This is a genomic window from Nonomuraea sp. NEAU-A123 (genome assembly GCF_018603905.1).
Classification (GTDB): domain Bacteria; phylum Actinomycetota; class Actinomycetes; order Streptosporangiales; family Streptosporangiaceae; genus Nonomuraea.
Genome location: NZ_JAHFZZ010000004.1, coordinates 153,611 through 174,088 on the forward strand (window position 1 = coordinate 153,611; position 20,478 = coordinate 174,088).

General features: G+C 68.4%; 19 protein-coding genes. 10 read left to right on the plus strand and 9 right to left on the minus strand.

Annotated features, from left to right (window positions below; all coding sequences use genetic code 11):
* Positions 1–56: 56 nt before the first annotated feature.
* Both KLK06_RS12980 and KLK06_RS12985 read right to left on the minus strand, forming a co-directional pair.
* A complete protein-coding gene (locus KLK06_RS12980; RefSeq protein WP_214636150.1) occupies positions 57–1,589 on the minus strand; it encodes a hypothetical protein in 1,533 nt (510 codons plus the stop codon).
* Positions 1,590–1,712: 123 nt separating this feature from the next.
* A complete protein-coding gene (locus KLK06_RS12985; protein WP_214635673.1) occupies positions 1,713–1,937 on the minus strand; it encodes a hypothetical protein in 225 nt (74 codons plus the stop codon).
* Between the two features lie 155 nt (positions 1,938–2,092).
* Between KLK06_RS12985 and KLK06_RS12990 the strand changes: the two genes are divergently transcribed.
* From KLK06_RS12990 to KLK06_RS13000, 3 genes are all read left to right on the plus strand, one after another.
* Positions 2,093–2,662: an HhH-GPD-type base excision DNA repair protein gene (locus tag KLK06_RS12990; RefSeq protein ID WP_214635674.1), complete on the plus strand. Its 570-nt coding sequence runs from the start codon at positions 2,093–2,095 to the stop codon at positions 2,660–2,662.
* Between the two features lie 194 nt (positions 2,663–2,856).
* Positions 2,857–4,950, plus strand: coding sequence for a SpoIIE family protein phosphatase (locus tag KLK06_RS12995; RefSeq protein ID WP_214635675.1), 2,094 nt, complete (start codon positions 2,857–2,859; stop codon positions 4,948–4,950).
* A gap of 242 nt (positions 4,951–5,192) precedes the next feature.
* Positions 5,193–6,845 (plus strand): RNA polymerase sigma factor, encoded by a 1,653-nt coding sequence (locus KLK06_RS13000; RefSeq protein WP_214635676.1) that lies wholly within the window; start codon positions 5,193–5,195, stop codon positions 6,843–6,845.
* 77 nt (positions 6,846–6,922) lie between these two features.
* On the opposite strand, the gene KLK06_RS13005 is transcribed toward KLK06_RS13000, so the two are convergent.
* Positions 6,923–7,387, minus strand: coding sequence for a MarR family transcriptional regulator (locus KLK06_RS13005; RefSeq protein ID WP_308168220.1), 465 nt, complete (start codon positions 7,385–7,387; stop codon positions 6,923–6,925).
* A gap of 93 nt (positions 7,388–7,480) precedes the next feature.
* Here KLK06_RS13005 and KLK06_RS13010 point away from each other — a divergent pair, with 93 nt between their 5' ends.
* Entirely contained in the window at positions 7,481–9,061 is a 1,581-nt protein-coding gene (locus KLK06_RS13010; RefSeq protein ID WP_250905350.1) for an MFS transporter, read from the plus strand.
* Positions 9,062–9,180: 119 nt separating this feature from the next.
* Positions 9,181–10,002, plus strand: coding sequence for an NAD(P)H-binding protein (locus KLK06_RS13015; RefSeq protein ID WP_214635677.1), 822 nt, complete (start codon positions 9,181–9,183; stop codon positions 10,000–10,002).
* Here KLK06_RS13015 and KLK06_RS13020 read toward each other — a convergent pair.
* A complete protein-coding gene (locus KLK06_RS13020) occupies positions 9,992–10,726 on the minus strand; it encodes a peroxide stress protein YaaA (RefSeq protein ID WP_214635678.1) in 735 nt (244 codons plus the stop codon). The genes KLK06_RS13015 and KLK06_RS13020 overlap by 11 nt on opposite strands.
* Positions 10,720–10,905: a hypothetical protein gene (locus KLK06_RS13025; RefSeq protein ID WP_214635679.1), complete on the minus strand. Its 186-nt coding sequence runs from the start codon at positions 10,903–10,905 to the stop codon at positions 10,720–10,722. Before KLK06_RS13025 ends, KLK06_RS13020 begins: the two co-directional genes overlap by 7 nt.
* Positions 10,906–11,212: 307 nt before the next feature.
* Here KLK06_RS13025 and KLK06_RS13030 point away from each other — a divergent pair, with 307 nt between their 5' ends.
* Positions 11,213–11,908, plus strand: a complete 696-nt coding sequence (locus tag KLK06_RS13030) for an N-acetyltransferase (RefSeq protein ID WP_214635680.1) — start codon at positions 11,213–11,215, stop codon at positions 11,906–11,908.
* 204 nt (positions 11,909–12,112) lie between these two features.
* Here KLK06_RS13030 and KLK06_RS59805 read toward each other — a convergent pair whose 3' ends face one another.
* Positions 12,113–12,343, minus strand: a complete 231-nt coding sequence (locus KLK06_RS59805) for a hypothetical protein (protein WP_308127153.1) — start codon at positions 12,341–12,343, stop codon at positions 12,113–12,115.
* A 246-nt stretch (positions 12,344–12,589) separates the two neighbouring features.
* Here KLK06_RS59805 and KLK06_RS13035 point away from each other — a divergent pair, with 246 nt between their 5' ends.
* The 3 genes from KLK06_RS13035 (at position 12,590) to KLK06_RS13045 (ending at position 17,129) form a co-directional block, all read left to right on the plus strand.
* The gene (locus KLK06_RS13035; RefSeq protein WP_214635681.1) at positions 12,590–14,656 is read left to right on the plus strand and encodes a type IIA DNA topoisomerase subunit B; all 2,067 of its coding nucleotides are present in this window, start codon (positions 12,590–12,592) and stop codon (positions 14,654–14,656) included.
* A gap of 911 nt (positions 14,657–15,567) precedes the next feature.
* Entirely contained in the window at positions 15,568–16,134 is a 567-nt protein-coding gene (locus KLK06_RS13040) for an RNA polymerase sigma factor (protein ID WP_214636153.1), read from the plus strand.
* Entirely contained in the window at positions 16,131–17,129 is a 999-nt protein-coding gene (locus KLK06_RS13045; RefSeq protein ID WP_214635682.1) for a CU044_5270 family protein, read from the plus strand. The genes KLK06_RS13040 and KLK06_RS13045 overlap by 4 nt, the downstream gene beginning before the upstream one ends.
* 61 nt (positions 17,130–17,190) lie before the next feature.
* Here KLK06_RS13045 and KLK06_RS13050 read toward each other — a convergent pair whose 3' ends face one another.
* Positions 17,191–17,565, minus strand: coding sequence for an ester cyclase (locus KLK06_RS13050; protein ID WP_214635683.1), 375 nt, complete (start codon positions 17,563–17,565; stop codon positions 17,191–17,193).
* Positions 17,566–17,652: 87 nt separating this feature from the next.
* On the opposite strand from KLK06_RS13050, the gene KLK06_RS13055 reads away from it, so the two are divergent.
* A complete protein-coding gene (locus tag KLK06_RS13055; protein WP_214635684.1) occupies positions 17,653–18,120 on the plus strand; it encodes a MarR family winged helix-turn-helix transcriptional regulator in 468 nt (155 codons plus the stop codon).
* Between the two features lie 94 nt (positions 18,121–18,214).
* On the opposite strand, the gene KLK06_RS13060 is transcribed toward KLK06_RS13055, so the two are convergent.
* Both KLK06_RS13060 and KLK06_RS13065 read right to left on the minus strand, forming a co-directional pair.
* Entirely contained in the window at positions 18,215–19,594 is a 1,380-nt protein-coding gene (locus KLK06_RS13060) for a DNRLRE domain-containing protein (protein WP_214635685.1), read from the minus strand.
* 288 nt (positions 19,595–19,882) lie between these two features.
* Positions 19,883–20,380 (minus strand): carbonic anhydrase, encoded by a 498-nt coding sequence (locus KLK06_RS13065; RefSeq protein ID WP_214635686.1) that lies wholly within the window; start codon positions 20,378–20,380, stop codon positions 19,883–19,885.
* Between the last annotated feature and the right edge of the window lie 98 nt (positions 20,381–20,478).

Here is a 20,478-nt window from a genome sequence, read left to right on the forward strand (position 1 = left end):
TCATGGCGGTAGCGGCCGCCTCGGCGCGACGGACAGTGCCAGAGCCGGACGCCGGACTAGATCTCGTCGGGGATGTCGGCGATGTCGTCGAGGGCGGAGGCGAGCTCGTCCGGGTCGCCGCCGATGCGCTCGGCGATCTCGATGAGCACGTGCAGCACGTCGTGGCGGTCGTGGCCGAGGTCGAGCAGCCGCTGGGCCGCCTCCCACAGCTGCGGCGGGTCGCCGTCCCACAGCCGCGCGGCGATCTCCTCGTGCCAGGCCAGGTGCTCCTCGTCGATGGCGCCGACGTGGTCGATCTCCAGCAGCGTGCGCCGGTCGCCCTCGTCGGCCGGGTTGAGCGCGTCGAGGTCGACACCGCCGTGCACGCCCTGCAGGAACGGGAACGCGAAGGCCCGTCTGGCCAGCGCCGACAGGTCGCCGTCCGGCAGCAGTCGCTCCAGCAGCGGCCGGTCCAGGCCGAACGAGGTCGGATCCCGGTATGACTCCGGGAACTTGCCGGTCGCCTCCCACACCGCGTCGAGCGTGGCCTTGAGCCCTCTTTCCGGCAGGCCGGTGCGGCGGGCGGCGAAGCGCACCCACGCGGACAGCACGTGCGGCATGGCCTCCTGTTCGGCCACGCTTAACATCACCTTGCGCGGCAGCCAGTCGAGCAGGAACGTCTCGCACTTGGTCGGGCTCACCCGCAGCGGCCGGTTGAAGTCCTGCTCGCAGCCGTAGTCGATGATGTGGTCGGCGCACCGCGAGGCCGCCGACGGGTCGGACAGGTGCTCGGCCGCGTCGGAGGCGAGGAACTCCGCGGCCAGCATCGCCCGCCGCTCGCGGCTGTAGGGGGCCTCGATGTGCAGGGGAGCGGGGCGCTTGCGGCCCGGCGGGAGGGCCTTGAGCCGGGCGCGGGCGAAGGCGTGGAAGGCGCTGTAGCTGTCGCTGACCGGCGGCGGGGTCTTCGGCTCCCGGGTGGCCTTCATGGCCGACTCCAGCAGCGCCCTGGCCTGCTGGGGCTCGATCTCCTCGAACAGCAGCATCGCGTTGCCGGCCGCCTCGGCGCGGGCCTTGTCCAGCAGTGTGTCGACCTGCGAGGACACCCAGGCGTCGCGCGCCATGCCCGACATGTTGTGATCGACGACCATGACCAGCGCGTGCCGGTCCTGCTCCCGCTCGACGACCGGCGGCGCGTCACCGGCCGCCGGCTCCTCGGGGGCTCCGTCGCTCCAGCGGTAGCCGAACGTGCAGATCACCGTGTCCTGGTCGCCGTAGGCGTCGCGGGAGACGTAGCAGCCGGTCGGCTTGACCGCGCCGACCCGCTCGGCCCAGCCGGGCCTGGCCACGCCCGACTCCATCATCGCCAGCGCCGCGCCCTCGGCCTTGGCGCCCTGGCGGGCCGTGCCTAGATAGGCCAGGCAGATGAGCAGCGTCAGCGACGCCGGAGTGCCGGCCTTGGCGGCGTAGTCGACCAAGCCCTCGCCGAGCACCTGTTCGACGTCACCACCCCGGACGCGCCTGCCCCACCAGGCTCCGATCATGTCGGAGACCATCAGCTCGGCGTCAAGGGGGCTGCGCACGGCCAGCAGCTCGCGAGCCGCCTGCACCATCTCCTTGAACACATCGTCTGGCGGGGTGCTCTCCCGGGGATCTCGTCGGTGTCGGCGCACGCCCTCACTCTCTCGCATTCCAGGCTGAAACGGTGCGTAGAACGCGGCCTGGTGACCCCGATGTTATCGGGGAGTCCGGGGCGGTGGTGCGGAGTTGACGATCGCCAGCAGATGTTCGCGGGCGATGCGTTCGATGACATCGGGCGTCGGCGAGATGCCGAGATGCTGCGCGCAGGCGCAGACGTCGGCTACGCAACGGTCGATGGTGTCCACGGGTATGGTCAGGAACTCTTCGGCCAGCCTGAGACTGACCGGCTCCCTGAGGAAGCGTGTGGCCAGAGCGAGCATAGATGTGAGATTCCTCTGGAGGCCCTGGGGCAAACCCCCCAGGAATGGTTGCAGGGCGACGTGCGCTCCCATTTCATCTTTTCTCGGCTGAGTGTCAAGCCTCTACAACGCTTGTGTTCGCTTCTTCGGAACCGCATTCGTGCGAAGCTGTTCCCATGCGCATCCAGCTCGCCCAGCGGACGGAGGCCGACGATCTTCTCGGCCGAAGTCCGCTTGCCCTGCTCGTCGGCATGCTGCTCGATCAGCAGATCCCGATGGAATGGGCGTTCACGGGGCCTCACACCATCTCCGAGCGGCTCGGACATGACCTCACCGCGGAGGAGATCGCGGCCCTCGACCCCGAGGAGTTCGCCACGCTGCTGGCCGCGAAACCGGCCGTGCACCGCTACCCGAAGTCGATGGCCGACAGGGTCCAGCAGTTGGCCGCCTACCTCGTGGAGCACTACGACGGCAAGCCCGAACGGGTCTGGAGTGACGCCGCCGACGGCAAAGAGCTGCTCAACCGGCTCCTGGGACTTCCCGGCTTCGGCAAGCAGAAGGCTCAGATATTTTTGGCATTGCTCGGCAAGCAAATGGGGGTTCAACCGCCAGGATGGCGCGAGGCGGCTGGACCCTATGGCGAGGAGGGGTCGTTGCGTTCGGTAGCGGATGTGGTCGACGCCGACACACTGGGTCGCGTTCGGGCCGCCAAGCAGGAGGCCAAGCGCGCGGCCAAGGCCAAGTAGCCTGATCTTGCTGCGCAACGTGGAGCGATTTTGACAGGATGCGTTGACCGTATGGCGGCCGGGGCTTCCGTCCGCGCCTGCCCATCGCCGATGATGTACTGCAGAATCCGGTCGCCCGGAGCTGCGCTACGCCGATACACAGTTATGGAGATGTGCCGCGTGGGAGACCCTGGCACGCGACGGAGGTGCCGACCATGAGCGCCGAGACCTCCGTTCCCCGTCCCCGGGAGTCGGATGTGGACATCTCAGACTCCGCCCTCTTCAAGGGCATGCTGTCGGAGGCCGAGTTCGCCTTCGCGTTCTTCGATGCCGCCGGACACGTGCAACTGGTCAACGACGTGTTCACCGACGTCGTCGGCGTGCCCGCCGAGCGGCTCGTCGGCCGCGCGCCCGTCGAGACGCTCACGGCCGATCTCAGCCAGCTCATCACCCATGCGGTCCAGGCCGTCACCGAGAGCGACGCTCCGGTGACCGAGAGTCGCGTACGCGTGCGGTCGTCCGAAGGCGAGACCAGGCACTGGTCGCTGTCGTTCTCACCGGTCCACGACGACGAGGGCGAGCTGCGGGCGATCGCGCTCATCGGCCTCGACGTGACCGAGAGCCGTCAGATCGAAGAGGACCTGCGGCGCAGCGAGGAGCGCTACCGCTCGCTGGTCGAGGCGCAGTCGCAGCTCGTGTGGATCACCTCGCCGACCGGCACGGTGGTGGAGGACGCGCCGCAGTGGCGCGCGATCACCGGGCAGGGGCTGGAGGAATACCTCGCGGTCGGCTGGCTGGAGGCCGTCCATCCCGAGGAGCGCCAGCAGACCGAGGAAGCCTGGAAGGAGGCGCTGCGCGGCCGGACCATGTTCGAGTGGAACTACCGTGTGCGCACCCGGGCCAGCGGTTTCCGCCACTTCGAGGTGCGGGCCGTCCCCATCATCAGGCATGGCAGGGTCGTGGAGTGGGTCGGCGCCAACACCGACGTGACCCCGCAGCGCGAGGCCGAGGAGATGCGCGGCAGGCTGACCGACCAGCTCGGCGCCGCGGCCCTGCGCACGGCGCGCCTGCAGGGCGCGACCGCGATGCTGGCCGAGGCGCTCACCGTCGAGCAGGTGGTGCAGGTCATCATCGACGTCGGCCGCACCGCCCTGGCCGCCGACCGCTCCGCGGTCGCGCTGCTCGACACCGACCGCGCCGCGCTCAAGCTGATCAACGGCGAGGGCGTCCCGGAAGCGTCGGGCATGTCCGGCGAGGAGATCCCGCTCTCCTCCTCCAGCGTGATGACCATGGCGGTCAACAGCCGCAGACCGGTCTTCGCCGAGTCGCCTGACAGCTTGAAGTCCCAGCTTCTGGAAGCCGGTGGCGACGAACAGGTGCTGGGCAATTATCTCACGCACAGTGACGAGAAGGCCTGGGTCGGACTGCCGCTCCTGGCGGCCGGACGGGCGCTGGGCGCGCTGCGGTTCTCGTTCACGAGGCCGCAGAAGATCTCCCAGGAGGACGGCGTCTTCCTGGAGGCGCTCGCCGGTCAGTGCGCGCTCGCCGTCGAGCGGGCCACGCTCTTCGAGCGCGAGCACAAGACCGCCGAGACGCTCCAGCGCAGCCTGCTGCCCGACCGCCTGCCGGTGGTCAAGGGCCTGGTGCTGGCCCAGCGGTTCCGCTCGGGCAGCCGTCACGTGCAGGTCGGCGGCGACTGGTACGACGCGTTCGTGCTGCAGGACGGCCGGGTCGCGGCGGTCGTCGGCGACGTCATGGGCAAGGGCGTGAAGGCCGCGGCGGGCATGGGGCGCATCCGCAACGCCATGCGCGCCCTCGCGCTGACCAACCCGCCGCCCGCGGCCGTCCTCACCGGTCTCGACCGGGTCTTCGAGGCCACCGAAGAGGAAGAGCAGGTCACGACCCTCGCCTACATGGTGGTCGAGCCCGTCACCGGCGAGGGCACGCTGGCGCTCGCCGGCCATCCGCCGCCCGTCCTGGTCTCTCCGCAGGGCACGGCGATCCTCTGCGACGCCGAGCCCGGCACGCCGCTGGGCTGGCCGACCAGCCGCCGGCAGTTCCGGTTCGTGGTGCCGCCCGGACACACCGCCGTGCTCTACTCCGACGGCATGGTGGAGAACCGGAAACGCGGTTTGGACGCAGGACTCGCAGAGCTTTGCAGTGTTGTGACCGAAGCGCCGCCTGAGGTCGTCAGTAGCCCGCATATGTTGCTGGACTTCCTGGTTGACCGCATGCTGTCTGGATATGAACAGGATGATGACGTTACCGCCCTGGCTATCCACGTGCCGCCCGCCACGAAGAGTGACTGAATGAATCAGTCATAAGGGTTGCTTTCGGGTATCAGTGCCGCGCTTACGTACGCACTACTGTCTGGGTCGGCCTAGGGTGGAAGACAACCGCCGGGAGGTGGCCGTATGGAGTGCGAGGTCGTGCCAGAATGCTGGACAGGTCCGTCGCGATCCGCGCGGCCGCATCGTTCTCCGAGAGAGGCAACAGCCCCCCAGCGGGGATCTGGGTCCATTGTCGCCACGCGTTCGTTCGAGAGGTGTTCGTGTCGCCTGCAAGTTCGACTCGCTCGAAGCCACAAGAGCTGAACGAGCCCGTCATTCAGCGACTGCTCGAGCGTGGGCGCTCGCAGGGTTTCCTCGAGTCTGAGGATGTCCGTCAGGCCTTCGAGGAGGCGGACATCCCCATGTCTCACGCCGCCGCATTTTTGCGGAACCTCAGTAAAGAGGGCGTGACCGTGGTGGTGACCGCCGCGGATTCGGCTGCGCCGAAAAAGTCTCGTGGTCCAGCAAAGCGCCGTACCGCTGCCCCCGTCAAGACCAAGGCCGCAGCGGCCGCCAAAGAGCAGCAGCCTGAGACCGTGACCGCGGTCGTGGGCGCCGCCGAAGCCGAGCCCGCCCCCAAGAAGGCGGCTCCCGCCAAGAAGGCCGCTCCGGCGGCGAAGAAGGCGGCCGTGCCCGCCAAGAAGGCCAAGCCGGAGAGCGCTGGGCCTGCCGAGACCAAGCCGAAGAGCCCTGAGGGCGTCGACGACGACGAGGACATCGAGATCGAGGCGGATGTCGACCTCGAAGACCTCGAAGACATCGTGGTCGATGACGAGGAGATCGTCGCCGCGGACGACTCCGAGACCGAGGACGCTACGGAAACCGACGACGACACCGAGGACGAGCCCAAGGCCGCCGACGTGGCAGCCGTCGCCGTCGCGGAGAAGACCGAGGACGAGGTCCTCATCCTCTCCGACGACGACGATGACGCGCCGGTCGCGCAGGTGGCCGCCGCCGGCGCCACCGCCGACCCGGTCAAGGACTACCTCAAGCAGATCGGAAAGGTCCCCCTGCTCAACGCCGAGCAGGAGGTCGAGCTGGCCAAGCGCATCGAGGCGGGACTGTTCGCCGAGGAGCAGCTGGGCGGCGGCGAGACCGAGGTCCTGCCGGTCGACGTCCGGGCCGAGCTCGAGTGGATCGCCGAGGACGGCCGCCGGGCCAAGAACCACCTGCTGGAGGCCAACCTCCGCCTGGTGGTCTCGCTGGCCAAGCGCTACACCGGTCGCGGCATGCTGTTCCTGGACCTGATCCAGGAGGGCAACCTCGGCCTGATCCGCGCGGTCGAGAAGTTCGACTACACCAAGGGCTACAAGTTCTCCACCTACGCCACGTGGTGGATCCGGCAGGCGATCACCAGGGCCATGGCCGACCAGGCGCGGACCATCCGCATCCCGGTCCACATGGTCGAAGTGATCAACAAGCTGGCCCGGGTTCAGCGGCAGATGCTGCAGGACCTCGGCCGCGAGCCCACGCCGGAAGAGCTGGCCCGCGAGCTGGACATGACCCCCGAGAAGGTGGTCGAGGTCCAGAAGTACGGTCGCGAGCCCATCTCGCTGCACACCCCCCTCGGCGAGGAGGGCGACAGCGAGTTCGGTGACCTCATCGAGGACTCCGAGGCCATCGTGCCGGCCGACGCCGTCAGCTTCACGCTGCTCCAGGAGCAGCTGCACTCCGTTCTCGACACCTTGTCGGAGCGGGAAGCGGGCGTCGTGTCGATGCGATTCGGTCTCACGGACGGGCAGCCGAAGACACTCGACGAGATCGGCAAGGTCTACGGGGTGACGCGCGAGCGCATCCGGCAGATCGAGTCGAAGACGATGTCCAAGCTGCGTCACCCGTCCCGGTCCCAGGTGCTCCGCGACTACCTGGACTAACGCAAGCTCGCTTCACCCCTGGCCCCGCACAGCGCTCGCTGTGCGGGGCCAGGTGCGTTTAAGCCCCCCTGTGTGTTTTACGTCCCCTGCGTGAGGCGTTCCGCCTGGGCGCGGCCTACGGCGGTGGCCCGGCGCAGGTAGTCGGCGATCACGGCCAGCTCCGCGTCCGTGTACGCGTCCAGCACCTCGCTGAACGCCTTGCCCGGCGTATCCCAGGCTTTCCCGATCCTGGCCCGGGCCGTTGGAACGAGGGCGACCAGCGCCCGCCTGCGGTCGGCCGGGTCGGCCTGCCGTACGACCAGACCGGCCTTCTCCAGCCGGTCCACCAGGCGGGTGGCGGAGCCGGGCGTCAGGCCGGTCAGCCGGGCGATCTCGCCGGTGCTCACCGGCCCGGACTCCACATCCAGCAGGGCCACGCACTGCAGGTCGGTGGAGTGAATGCCCAAATGGTCAGCCAGCGCCTGATTAAACAGGACATATGCCGCATAATGCCGCTGGCTCTCGTCGATGATCTGCTTCAGCGTTTCCGCTCGGGTTGACACCAGGTCGCTCCATGCCTCATATTTGCTTGCGTCACGCAATCTTTGCGTGGCGCACTCTTTGTGTCACGTACGCATTCTATCGGGGGGATCCGCATGTCCACGCTCATCCGCGCCTCACCCGTCCAGGCGGACCGGCGGTGGGCGGTCCTGGCCGTCATCCTCGCCGCCGCCGTCCTGGACCTGCTCGACGCGACGATCACCAACGTCGCCGCCCCCACGATCGCGGCCGACCTCGGCGGGGGAGCGGCCCTCATCCAGTGGCTCGGCGCCGCCTACGCGCTGGCACTCGGGGTCCTGCTGGTGGTCGGCGGGCGGCTCGGCGACCGCTACGGGCGGCGCCGGCTCTTCCTTCTCGGCATCACCGGCTTCACGCTCGCCTCCGTCGTCTGTGGCCTGGCGGTCGGCCCCGGCATGCTGATCGGTGCCCGGCTGGTGCAGGGCGGGTTCGGGGCGCTGATGATCCCCCAGGGGTTCGGGATTCTGGGCGCGGTCTTTCCCCGGGACCAGCTTGGCAAGGCCTTCAGCGTGTTCGCCCCTGGGCTCGGCGTCTCTTCGGTCGGGGGGCCGGTGCTGGCCGGCTTTCTGATTGAGGCTGATCTGGGTGGGCTGGGGTGGCGGGCGATGTTCCTGATCAACATCGTGCTCGGGGGCGCCGCACTCCTGGCCGCCATCCGCCTCCTGCCCGCCGACGGACCGCGTCCCGCCGACGGCCCGCATCCTGCGGACGTCTCCCGCTCCACCGGGGCCGCGCGCTCCGTTGGGACTCCCAGCTCCGGCGTGGGCCCCAGTGCTGACCGGATTTCCGGCTCTGACGACCGGGATCGCTCCGAGGGTCGCTCCGGAAACCGTTCTGGGAGCCGCCCTGAGGGCCGCTCTGGGGCGGCTGGGGTGGCGGTGGACGGTGTGGGTGCCGGGGTGCTGGCGGTGACCATGGTGGGCCTCCTGTACGGCCTGATCGACGGCTCGGCTCACGGGTGGACGCTCGTCCCGATCCTGTGCCTGGCCGGTGGGCTGGTGTTCTTCGGCTTGTTCTGCGTACGCCAGCGCACCGCCGCCAACCCGCTGATCGAACCGTCGCTGCTGCGTAACCGCGGCTTCACCGCCGGACTCGTGCTGGGCGTCGTCTTCTTCGCCGCCGTGTCCGGCCTGCTGTACGTGCTCGTGCTGTACATGCAGTACGGCCTGCGCTTCACGCCCGTGCGGGCGGCGCTCGGCCTGGCCCCGGTGGCGGTGGGGATCGTCATCGCCTCGGTGGCCTGTCACAAGCTCATCGCCCGGCTCGGCCGGACCCTGATCGTCATCGGGCTGGCCATCGCGCTGGTCGGCACCGGCTGGCTGCTGGCCGTCGTCTGCGGTGTCGCGGGCGGCGTCTGGCCCCTCGTTCTCGCCGCGCTCGTCATCGGGCTGGGCATGGGCACCTGCTTCGGCACCATCTATGACGTCACCCTGGGCGACATCGACCCACGTGAGGCCGGCAGCGCCAGCGGGGCACTCACCGCGACCCAGCAACTGGCCAACGCCATCGGTGCCGCCGCCGTGACCACCGTCTACTTCCGTACCGGCGACCAGGTGGAGGCCGCCACCGGCAGCCTGCTCGTCGTGGTCGTCGCCACGATCGTCTGCTGCGGCCTGGTGTGGCTCCTGCCCCGCAAGGCCCAGCCCCACCACGGCTGAGCAGCTCGCACGGAGCTCAGCCGTGCCGCTGAACAAGCTCTCACAAAGCGTCACCGCTGAGCTTCCCGCACAAAAACCATCAAGCCCTGATCAATCATCAAGAAAGGCACATCCCCGATATGACCACCCTCGTTACCGGTGCTCGCGGCGCCGTGGCCACCGAGCTCATCGCCCTCCTGCGCCGACGCGGCCTGCCCGTCCGCCCGGCCTCCCGGCAGCCGGCCGACCCGTCGATCGCCACGTGCGACCTCACCGACCCCGCGACGTTCCCCGCCGCTCTGGCAGGCGTCACCTCGGTCTTCCTGTACGCCGAACCGGCGCACATCGACGACTTCGTCAAGGAGGCGACCGCGGCCGGAGTCGAGCACATCGTGCTGCTCTCGTCCTCGTCCGTACTCGGCCCGGACGCCGAGGTCAGCCCCATGGCCAAGTCCCACCTGGACGTGGAGCGCGCACTGACCGCCGCCTCCTTCCGCAGCACGCTGCTGCGCCCGGGTACGTTCGCCGGCAACGCGCAGGCCTGGTCCTGGACCGTCAAGGCCGGTAACCCCGTGAGCCTGCCGTACCCGAACTCGTCCAACGACCCCATCCACGAGGCCGACGTCGCCGAGGCGGCCGCCGCCGTGCTTACCGACCCGGCGCTGGGCGGCCGGCCGTACTGGCTGACCGGGCCTGCATCGGTCACCTTCGCCGAGCAGATCGCCATCCTCAGCCACGTGACCGGCAGAGACATCGCCATCAAGAACGTCACACGCGAGGAGTGGAAGGCGGAGATGGCCGACTACATCCCCGGACCCTTCGCCGACGCGTTGCTGGACTGGTGGCAGTCGAACGACGGGGTCCCGGCCGAGATCACCACGGACCTCGAGCGGTTGATCGGCCGCCCCGGCCGTACGTTCGCGACCTGGGCGGCCGACCACGTGGGTGACTTCACAGGCTGACGTCCAGGGTCCAGGGGCGGTTGGGGCGGGCGGGCTCGATCAGGTGGACCGCGTAGCCCTGGCCGGAGAGGAACTCGGCCAGGTCGCCGGGGGTGGCGGGATCTGCCCCGATCTCCAACAGGGTGCGGGCGATCTCGCCACGGGTGGCCTTGGCCATGTGGCTGACCACCTTGCCCTCACGGAACACCCGTACCGCCACAGAACGCTCCCCGGCCTGCCAGGCTCCGGCGTACGTGGCCGAACGCAGGTCGACCACCAGCCCGTCCAGGCGCTCCAGCTCCTTGGACACCTTGGGCCGCCAGAAGGCGGCCAGCCCGCCGAGAGCCGGCAGGCTCACCCCCATCGACAGCCGGTACGGGGGGATGCGGTCGATGATCCGCAACACGCCCCAAAGGCCGGAGAAGATGAGCACCGACTCCTCGGCCCGCTTCCTGGCCTCGTCCGTCAAGGTGCCGAGACCGAGCTTCTCGTACAGGACACCGGTGTACAAATCGGACGCAGGGAGGGCGGGAGCGGTTTGGAGTTCCAGGTTTTTGGCCAGCTCGCCCGCCAGGCCAGGCGACAGGCCGAGCACGTCGAGGGCGTCACGCCGTTTGGACGCTCTGATGAGCGCGGTCAGCACGCGTTTGCGCGGTCTGTCCAGGGCGGGGAACGAAAGCTCCCCCAAGGGGGGACCACTGCCTTCCCCGGCCTTCCCCTCCGAAGGCGGCAACAAAATCAGCACGCCCCAGCATAGTGAATGCCCGGCACCCCTCGTGAGACCGCCCGACCTGCCCTCTCCTCGGGAGGACCATCCGACACCGAGGTGCTGCCCGCCGCGACGGCCCGCCGGTGCACGGCGTCGGCGCCGTCCACGTACAGGTGCAGGAACGCGGGCGTCGGCCCCTTCTCCGAGAAGGCCACCGGCTCTCGCCGGAGTGGCGACCCGCTTTCTGCGGTGGCCAGGCCACCCGCTCTCGCGGAAAGGCCCCCGCTCTCTGCGGCGAGAACCGCCGGTCGCGATCGACGCCCGCCGTGCGCGGGTTCACGCTCCGTGTTGTCGCCGCTCTTTTCCCATCCTGTACGGCACAGCCTGGCCGGCCGCCACCCGCCGTCCGGGGCCGGGGGCCTCCAGGAATACGGCTGCTGAACCCGCACGTGGCCGGCCGCCGATACGACGCGTCCTTGGCCGCCTCCATGGCAGGTCCAGCCGGTTGGGTAGGGTGCGCGGATGGACTTTGACCTGCTTGTTCATGAAGCCTGGCCGGCCTATGAGCAGCGGACGCACGACGGTTGGATCCTTCGTTACGCCGGCGGCGTGACCAAGCGGGCGAACTCCGTGCTCGCCCTGGAACGGCCCGCCGATCTCGCCGGTGCGATCGAGGCGGCCGAGGCTTTCTACGCCGAGAAGGGGCAGCGGAGCGTGTTCTCCGTTGGGGTGGGGGCCATGCCGGGGCTTGACGACGAGTTGGCCGCCCGCGGGTATGGGGTCGTCGATCCGACCGTGATCATGGTGGGGGGCGGGGTGCTGGAGGCTGTTCATCAGGTGCGGGTCGAGGAGCGGCCCTGGCCGGGGTGGCTGGAGACCTGGTGGGCCGTGGACGGGCGGTATGCCGAGGGCGTGGAGGCGGCTGAGCGGATCTGCAAGGGGGTGCCCGCCCTGTATGCCGCGGTCGAGGAGGACGGCCGGGCCGTCGCCGTCGGGCGGGGCGTGCCGCAGGGGGAGACGCTCGGGATCTACTGCATGGCCACATTGCCGCAGGCGCGCCGCCGTGGGCTGGCCAGAAGCGTCCTGCGCGCCCTCGTACGGGGCGGTGGAGCGCGGTCGGCCTATCTGGTGACCACGGCGCCCAACGAGGCGGCTCAGGCCCTGTATCGAAGCGAGGGCTTCGAGGTGCGGGCCCGCTATCACTACCGGGTGAGATGAGACCGCATGGAGATGGGACCGCGCGAGATCAGATCGGGCGGGATGGGACCGCGCGAGATGAGACCGCATGGAGATGAGTTCGGGCGGGATGAGATCGCGCGGGATGAGATCGGCTGAGATATGACGGAACGGCGGTCCCGGGCATACCGGGACCGCCGTTCCGCGTTGCGCAATATGTTGTTATCTCATCACGACCAGCGCGGGTTAGCGCTCGTCGTTGGGGGCCACTACTGGGGTTTCGCTGAGCCGAGCAGACTCGTCCAGGATGTCGGCGCCCTTCTCGCGAAGCGCTGCAATGTGCTGACGCCCGTGATGAGCGCAGAACAGCAGCTCCCCACCCACGGGCAGGGTCGCGCGAATGTATGCCTGGGCGCCGCAACGGTCGCAGCGGTCGAGGGCCGTCAGCGGCTTAACGGGGGCGAGAGCTCCAGTCACGTATCGCCTTTCGGGTCACCCCCGCCGAAGCGAGGATCTGGCGTCAGTCACTTGGACAACATCTAACCGGACGTGGACGTTCCCAATCACAGCCTCGCTACGCCGAGAGCAGAATGTGGCCGGAAGTAATGACGAGCAGTCGCCTGGTAACACCAAACCTGCCGTCATGGCAAGCTTGTACGCGTGCGTAGGGGAAGAACGATAGGCTACGCACACATGTTCGATGCCTAGGCCAGGGGAGTTGGAGTGACGCTAGTGGAGGCGGGTTACACGGCTCGCCACCTGTCGGTGCTTGAGGGGCTGGAAGCGGTCCGCAAGCGTCCTGGCATGTACATCGGGTCGACCGACAGCCGCGGGCTCATGCACTGCCTCTGGGAGATCGTCGACAACGGAGTTGACGAGGCGCTCGCCGGGCACTGCTCCCGCATCGAGGTCGAGCTCTATCCCGACGGCTCCATCGAGGTGCGCGACGACGGCCGCGGCATCCCCGTCGACGTCGAGCCCAAGAGCGGCCTGGCCGGAGTCGAGCTCGTCTACACCAAGCTCCACGCGGGCGGAAAGTTCGGCGGCGGCTCCTACGGCGCGTCCGGCGGTCTGCACGGCGTGGGCGCCTCCGTGGTCAACGCCCTGTCCGAGCGCCTCGACGTCTCGGTCGACCGCGACGGCCGCATCCACGAGATCAGCTTCCGCCGCGGCGTGCCCGGCGTCTTCGACGGCGACGGCCCGAAGGCCAAGTTCAAGAAGAAGTCCGGCCTGCGCGACGGCGGCAAGCTGCCCAAGCGGGCCACCGGCACCAGGGTGCGGTTCTGGGCCGACAAGCAGATCTTCCTGCCCGACGCCGAGGTCTCGCTCGACGAGATCCACGTCCGGCTCCGCCAGACCGCCTTCCTGGTGCCCGGCCTGACCCTGGCCGTGATCGACAGCAGGCACGAGGAGCGGGTCGAGGAGGAGTTCCACTTCGACGGTGGCATCTCCGAGTTCACCGAGTTCCTGGCCCGCGACGAGGCCGTCTGCGACGTGCTGCGCCTGCAGGGGGTCGGTCACTTCCACGAGACGGTCCCGGTGCTCGACGACCAGGGCCACATGACCTCCACCGAGGTGCAGCGCGAGCTCACCGTCGACGTGGCCGTGCGCTGGGGCAAGGGTTACGACTCGACCGTTCGCTCGTTCGTCAACGTCATCGCCACCCCCAAGGGCGGCACCCACCTCACCGGCTTCGAGCGCGGCCTGGTCCGCACGATCAACGAGCTGCTGCGCGAGTCCCGCCTACTGAAGAACGGCGACGACCCGGTCAACAAGGAGGACATCTCCGAGGGCCTCACCGGGGTCGTCACGGTCCGGGTGCCGGAGCCGCAGTTCGAGGGCCAGACCAAGGAGGTGCTGGGCACCTCGGCGGCCACCCGCATCGTGGGGCACGTGGTCTCCCGCGAGCTCAGGGAGCTGTTCGCCAACCCGCCGCGGGGCTACAAGCAGCCCCTGCGCGCCGTGCTGGAGAAGATCGTCACCGCGGCCAAGGCCCGCATCGCGGCCCGCGAGCACCGCGACAACCAGCGCCGCAAGAGCGCCCTGGAAAACTCCGCGCTCCCGGCCAAGCTCGTCGACTGCCGCAGCGACGACATCGACCGCAGCGAGCTGTTCATCGTCGAGGGCGACTCCGCCCTGGGCACCGCCAAGCTGGCCCGCGACTCGGAGTTCCAGGCACTGCTGCCGATCCGCGGCAAGATCCTCAACGTGCAGAAGGCGTCCGTGAGCGACATGCTCAAGAACGCCGAGTGCGCCGCGATCATCCAGGTGGTCGGCGCGGGTTCCGGCCGGTCCTTCGACATCGAGGCGGCCCGCTACGGCAAGGTCATCCTGATGGCCGACGCCGACGTCGACGGCGCCCACATCCGCTGCCTGCTGCTGACCCTGTTCCACCGCTACATGCGGCCCATGGTGGAGGCGGGCAGGGTGTTCGCCGCCGTTCCGCCGCTGCACCGCATCGAGCTCACCAACCCCGGCCGGGGCAAGGAGAAGTACATCTACTGCTACTCCGACGCCGAGCTGCACAAGGTGCTGCGCGACCTGGAGCGGCGTGGCCGGCGCTGGAAGGACCCTGTGCAGCGCTACAAGGGTCTGGGCGAGATGGACGCCGACCAGCTGGCTGAGACCACCATGGACCCCCGCCACCGCATCCTGCGCCGTGTCCGGATCGAGGACGCGGTGACGGCGGAGGGGATTTTCAGCCTGCTGATGGGGAGTGATGTGGCTCCGCGTCGCGAGTTCATCGTCAACAGCGCGGCCGAGGTCGACCGCGATCACATCGACGCCTGAGCGCTTTCGCGAGTTGGCCGTGCAGGGTTCTTTTATGGCTTGCACTGTGAACTCAATGTCAGGCATGTTCGCTCATTGGAGCGCGCTGTGCGCGTGACAATTCAGTGCTGGTCTCCGCCAGGGACTCCCGGGCCCTTTGACCCCGACCGTTGACTGTCTGGGTAATCACGGCTGGGCGGCGGTGGTGGTGCCTGGAAAGTTGAGCGGTGCTCATTGGGCTGGGGCTTGCCTAGGAGAAACGTCTACCCATTTGTGACCAGTGGTTTGACCTGCGGTTTTATGCGGGAAGAGGATCGGTCTCGGCCGGCGGGTATTGCCCACGACACGCAACAAGCGTTGCTATTTTCGGCCGACGCACTCCTCTCATCGGAGGAATCCGAGCAGTAAGGCGTTCCAACGCGCATTCGCCTTCCTGGCATTCCATCGGTCGCTATTGTTCGGGCCGTTTCGGGTGCTGCCGCCCGCCTGGCGCAATTCGTAAAAGTGGCTGCCGCACTTGCAGGTCCCCGCGATGACGCGTACGTCACGGCCATGGTCATGCGGCGCGTTCCCCACCAGCCGCTCGGCATCCGAGCGCGCGGGGGACGGGGGGATTGATGCGGTGCGGAGGAAGTCACACTTGATCAACTGTCCAGGAAACTCCGGTGTACCTCATTCCTTGCCGGACGGACGGATCTCCGCCGTAGCCGTGTAGCCGTGACCGGGGGCCGAACAGAGGTTCTCCTTGCGGTCCGCACGGTGAGCCCCGAACGCCGTAGCAGGGCGCTCTCCTCCGATGTGCTTGGCGTGAGGACGGTCGAGTGACTTACCGCTCAGCCAACTTTGTCAGGGCGTGGACCGTACGGCCGTGAACACTTCCCAGTCCATCGGCGAAGGAAAGTAGTGAACCCAAGGACCGAGAGGTGACCGCGATGACACGGGCGTTACCCGCTCAAGCCGGGGACGCCGTGATCATCGAGCAGTCCTGGCGGGAGCCCGAACGTTTCTCCGCCATCTTCGACCGCTACTACTCCGAGATCCACGGCTACGCCTCACGCAGGCTGGGCGGCGGTCTGGCCGACGACGTCGCCGCGGAGACGTTCCTGATCGCCTTCGACAAGCGCGCCGGTTACGACGTCTCCCGCGCCGACGCGCGGCCCTGGCTGTACGGCATAACCTCCAACCTGATCGCCCGGCGCCGTCGCGCCGAGGAACGCCAGTACCGGGCGCTGGCCAAGGCCGGCGCGGAGACTCCCGAAGAGGACCACGCCGACCGGGTCGCCGGAGAGGTGGACGCGGTCGCGCGCAGACCGGCGCTCGCCCAAGCTCTGGCCAAGATCGCCGGTGGCGACAGGGACGTGCTGCTCCTGGTCGCCTGGGCCGAACTCACCTCGGAGGAGGCGGGCCGGGCGCTCGGCATTCCGGCGGGTACGGCACGCTCACGGCTGCACAGGGCCCGTAAGAAGATCCAGGACGCACTGGGAGGGGACAGGTCATGAACGATGTGGAGACGCTGCGCCAGGCCTGGGACGGGCCGGAGCCTCCCTCGCCCGCCGCGCAGGCGGCGGCCAGGGCCGCGCTCATGGCGCGTGCCGCCGGACGTCGTCCCAAGCGCAGGTGGGCGATGCGGGCGCTGGCGGTGGCCGCATCGGCGGTGGTGATCGCGACGGGAGCGACCCTGGTGCAGTCTGTGGGCGGGGGAGAGCCGACGCTTCCCGCCGCCAACGCGCAGGTGGTGCTCACCAGGATCGCGGCGGCCGTACAGAAGAAGGACTTCGTGCCGCCGCGCGACGATCAGTGGATCTACACCGAACTGCACACACAGAGCCGCGGCAAGGACTACAAGCAGGGCACGCGGTTCACTCCACAGACGCCATTGGAGAACACGGTGGACGAATTCTGGACTCGAGCCGACGGCAAGCGGGTCGGCTACATGGTGGGGGGCAAGCTGATGACCACCAACCCCAGAATCCGGTCGCCGGAGAACACCTACGCCCTGGTGGCCGCGCTGCCCACCGATCCCGACAAACTGCTGGCCAGATTCCGCAAGATCAACGCCGTGAAGGACAAAGATCAGGATGGCTGGGTCTTCGAGCGGTTCGAGGTGACCCTGCACCAGAACATCGTCCCCCCGGCCCAGGAGGCGGCCATCTTCCAGGCGATGGCCAAGCTCCCCGGTGTGAAGGTGGACGAGTCGGCGTTGGACGTCGAGGGCCGTCCGGCGCTGTCGGTCTCCCGCGTCCTTGACGGGTGGCGCAAGTTCGAGATCCTGCTGGACCCGGCGACCTACGCCTACCGGGGCCGGCGCGAGACCGCTATCGCGGATCACGAGATGCGATACCCGCAGCCGGGGACGAAGCAGTTCACCGTCAAGAACGGCAAGCTGGTTCCCGAGCCCCCTTACGTGGAGTGGAGCATCGAGAAGGGGACGGTCTGGATGATGTTCACCCGCACCGCCGTCGGCGTGGTCGACAAGGCTGGACAGAAGCTGTAACCGCGGAGGCGGAGGGTCGGGAAGAAGCCGGTCCGTTCCTCCGGCCTCTGCCGGCACGAGACTAGGCGGGGCGCAAGGCGCTGGTGTCGATGACCGGCCACAGGTTGGTGATCTGGTCGTCCTTGAACTCGAAGATGACGCAGGCCCTGATCTCCACGGGCTGGTTCGTCGGCGGGACGCCGAAGAAGGTGCCGGTGTGGGTGCCCGTCAGGGTCCATCGGGTGGCAACCCTGTTGTCTTCTGCGATCATGTCCTGGACGTCGAAGTGCATGTCTGGGAGGGCTGAGCGGATGTGGGTGGAGATCTGCTTGACGCGCTCCGGGCCAGGTGGGTCGTCGGGAGCGGTGGAGAGGGTGCTGGCGATGATCTCGTCGGCTACGTCCAGCCTGCCCTGGTTGAGCACCTCGTCGTACAGGCGCATGACGACGTCCTTCATCGGTATATCCTTTCGGTGGGCTAGTAACTAGAAACAGATATCTCTAGTTTTCCTAGACACTTGGAACGTTAAGGAGTTTGGTGGGCGATGTCAAGACGTGCGGCGTTGGTGACCGCGTTGCTGGAAGCGCTGCGCAAGACCAACGTGCTGTCGGTCTCTATGAGTCAGGCGGCCGCGGTCCGCATCGGCATCAACACCACCGATCTCCACTGCCTCAACCTGTTGAGTGAAGGGCCGCTGACCGCCAGCGAGCTGGCGCGGCGCGCGGGGATCACCACCGCGTCCGTCACCGGGGTCATCGACCGGCTCGAGTCCGTGGGGTATGTACGGCGGGAGCGGGACGACGCCGACCGGCGGAAGGTCGTGGTGACGCTCGTGCTGGAGCGGGCGGCGGTGGACGTGGCGCCGGTGTTCACGCCGCTGCTCAAGGCCTGGCGCGAATCGCTGAGTGAATACAGCGATGAGCAGCTTGAGGTGATCACCGACTTCATGAGCCGGACGCAGGCCGTGTTCCACGACGAGGTCGAGCAGATGCGCGCCGGCCCGTCGAGCTGACCCGGCCAGGTCCGGACACGCGAAAGGGGGCCGGGAAATCCCGGCCCCCTTCGGTGTTTCAGGTGGTCAGCGCCAGTGGCTGACCGTCAGATGGTCAGCGCCAGTAGATGACCGTCAGGGTCGGGGGCTTGACGCCCTCGTCCTTGTTCTCCGACGCGGCGAAGGCGCGCCAGTTGGTGGCCTCCGACTCGTTGGCGCCCTTCAGCTGGACGCCGTAGTTGGCGGCGCCGGAGGCCCACGCCTTGGCCATGGAGGTCACCGGCCACGACAGGTACCCGGCGCCCCCGGCGCACGGGGCGGTCCAGGTGCGGCCGCGGCCCTGGCGGTTCGTCACCTGGCCCTCTGTGGTGGTCGTGGGCTTGTTGTCCCAGTTCAGGTCGGTCTCGTCCCAAGAGCTGGTGACCCGCTGGGCGGTGAGGCCGGAGCCCACCACGAGGCCGCAGGCGTTCGTCTCCAGGTTCCACATCGCCATGTTGGCGAAGAGCACCCGCTTGCCGGTCAGCTTGTGGGTGTCGAACTTGACCAGGCTGCGCATGACGTCGCCGCCCTGGCCGTTCTCCCACGGCATCGTGCCCGCGATGATCATCGGGTCACCGGGGTGCGACGCCCAGGAGGTGGCGACGTCGGTGTCGGTCACGCTGGGCAGCGTGATCACCGGGTCGACGGTCACCGGGTAGACGCGCGACGGGTCCGCCAGGAACTTGGCGTCCGGCTTGAGCACCAGGACCTTGGTGCCGTTCTGCGTCTCGACCGTGGTGTCGATCTTCGAGAGCGAGTCGCCGCGGGGCTTGCCGTGCCCCTTGGAGTCCCACATCACCGGCTGCGGCGCCGCAGCGACCACCTTGTCGTCGGCCGTACTGGTCAGGAGCAGGCGACCCTCGGCGGACTCCGACAGATCCACGCCCTCGGTCTGCACCGGAATGCGCAGCTCCAGCGGGCCGGACGGCTTCTCCCGCAGGACCACGTCGTGGCGGAACCCCGTGGGCAGGACGGTGACGACGAGGTCGGCCCCCGGGCCCGCCGCGTCGGTGAAGGTGGCGACGTTGTCCTTGACGACCGGCTTGGGCAGCGCGGTCGGCCACTTGAGCGAGAACACGCGGCCGTCGTCGTCGGTCATCTTGGCCAGCGTGCCCTCGCCGCCGTTGGAGACCTCCACCTTGGCGCGCGAGGCGCGCGGCTTCAGGACCGCGCCGTCGGCGACGAGTGAGGTGTCGATGGGCACCCACTGGCCGTTCTGCTGCACCTGGGAGGGGCCCGAGGTGATGGTCGCGGTGAGGCTGCCGTCAGGGTTGGCGACGGTGGTGCTCGACTCGTCCGACAGACTCGGCACGGGTACGGGCTGGCCGTCCGCGGCGGCCTGGGCCAAGGCGATCTCCTCGGCGCTCTGGCCGGTGGGAGCCGCGGCCGAGGCCGGGAAGGCTGTGGCGCCGGTGAGTACGGTCACGGCGCTCAGTCCGAGGGCCAGACGGCCCATGGAACGGTTGAGAGACTTGCGCAAATCTACGTCCTAACGATCGGTGGATGTGGAGTAGCGCGTGAATGCGCTGACTTCAGGGCGTCGGCGGGGGTCTGACCCCCGGCGACGATCACCGATCGTTGGGCGGTGCCGGATTGATCGTTAACATGACGTCCCCGTTCTGTCGCGGCGAACAAGATCGCCGACGGGTCACAGGAATATCACAGGCGGCAGTCCGGCAAAGTGCGAGATCGTTTTGGTGCGATATTTATCACAAAACGCAGAGTAATCGAGTAAAACGGACGGTCAGGTCAGGTCGACCGGCATCAGCTTGCCCGTGTGCACGTCATAGATCGCACCGCCCACCGGCAGCCCCTCGGGCAGGAAGGGTGAGGAGTTGATCCGCATCAGGTCGTGGCGCAGGGCCGCGTCCTGGTCGGGAACGGTGTGGAACTCCAGGCTGCGGGTGTCGACGCCGTGCCGCTGGGTGAGTTCGTGCACGTCGGCGTCCGTGACCTTGGACATGCCGCAGTCGGTGTGGGGCATCACCAGGACCCGTTCGACGCCGAGCAGGTAGACGGCCAGGACGAGGGTGCGCAGGACGTCGTCCGTCACGCGCGCGCCCGCGTTCCGCAGGATCTTGGCGTCGCCCGGCTTCAAGCCGAGCAGTCCCAGAGGGTCGATGCGGGAGTCCATGCAGGTCACCACGCCGAGTCCACGAGCCGCCCGGCCGGTCAGTTCGGAGTTCCGGAACTTCGCAGCATATTTCGCGTTACCGGCAATCAGGTCGTCGAACGCACTCATGGGACAGATGATCCCTCATACCCGTTTCGTGGTGTTTCCCGGGGTGGCGACACGGCCGGAGTAGCCCAAGGTCCCACGCGCGACCCTCACTTTGCGTG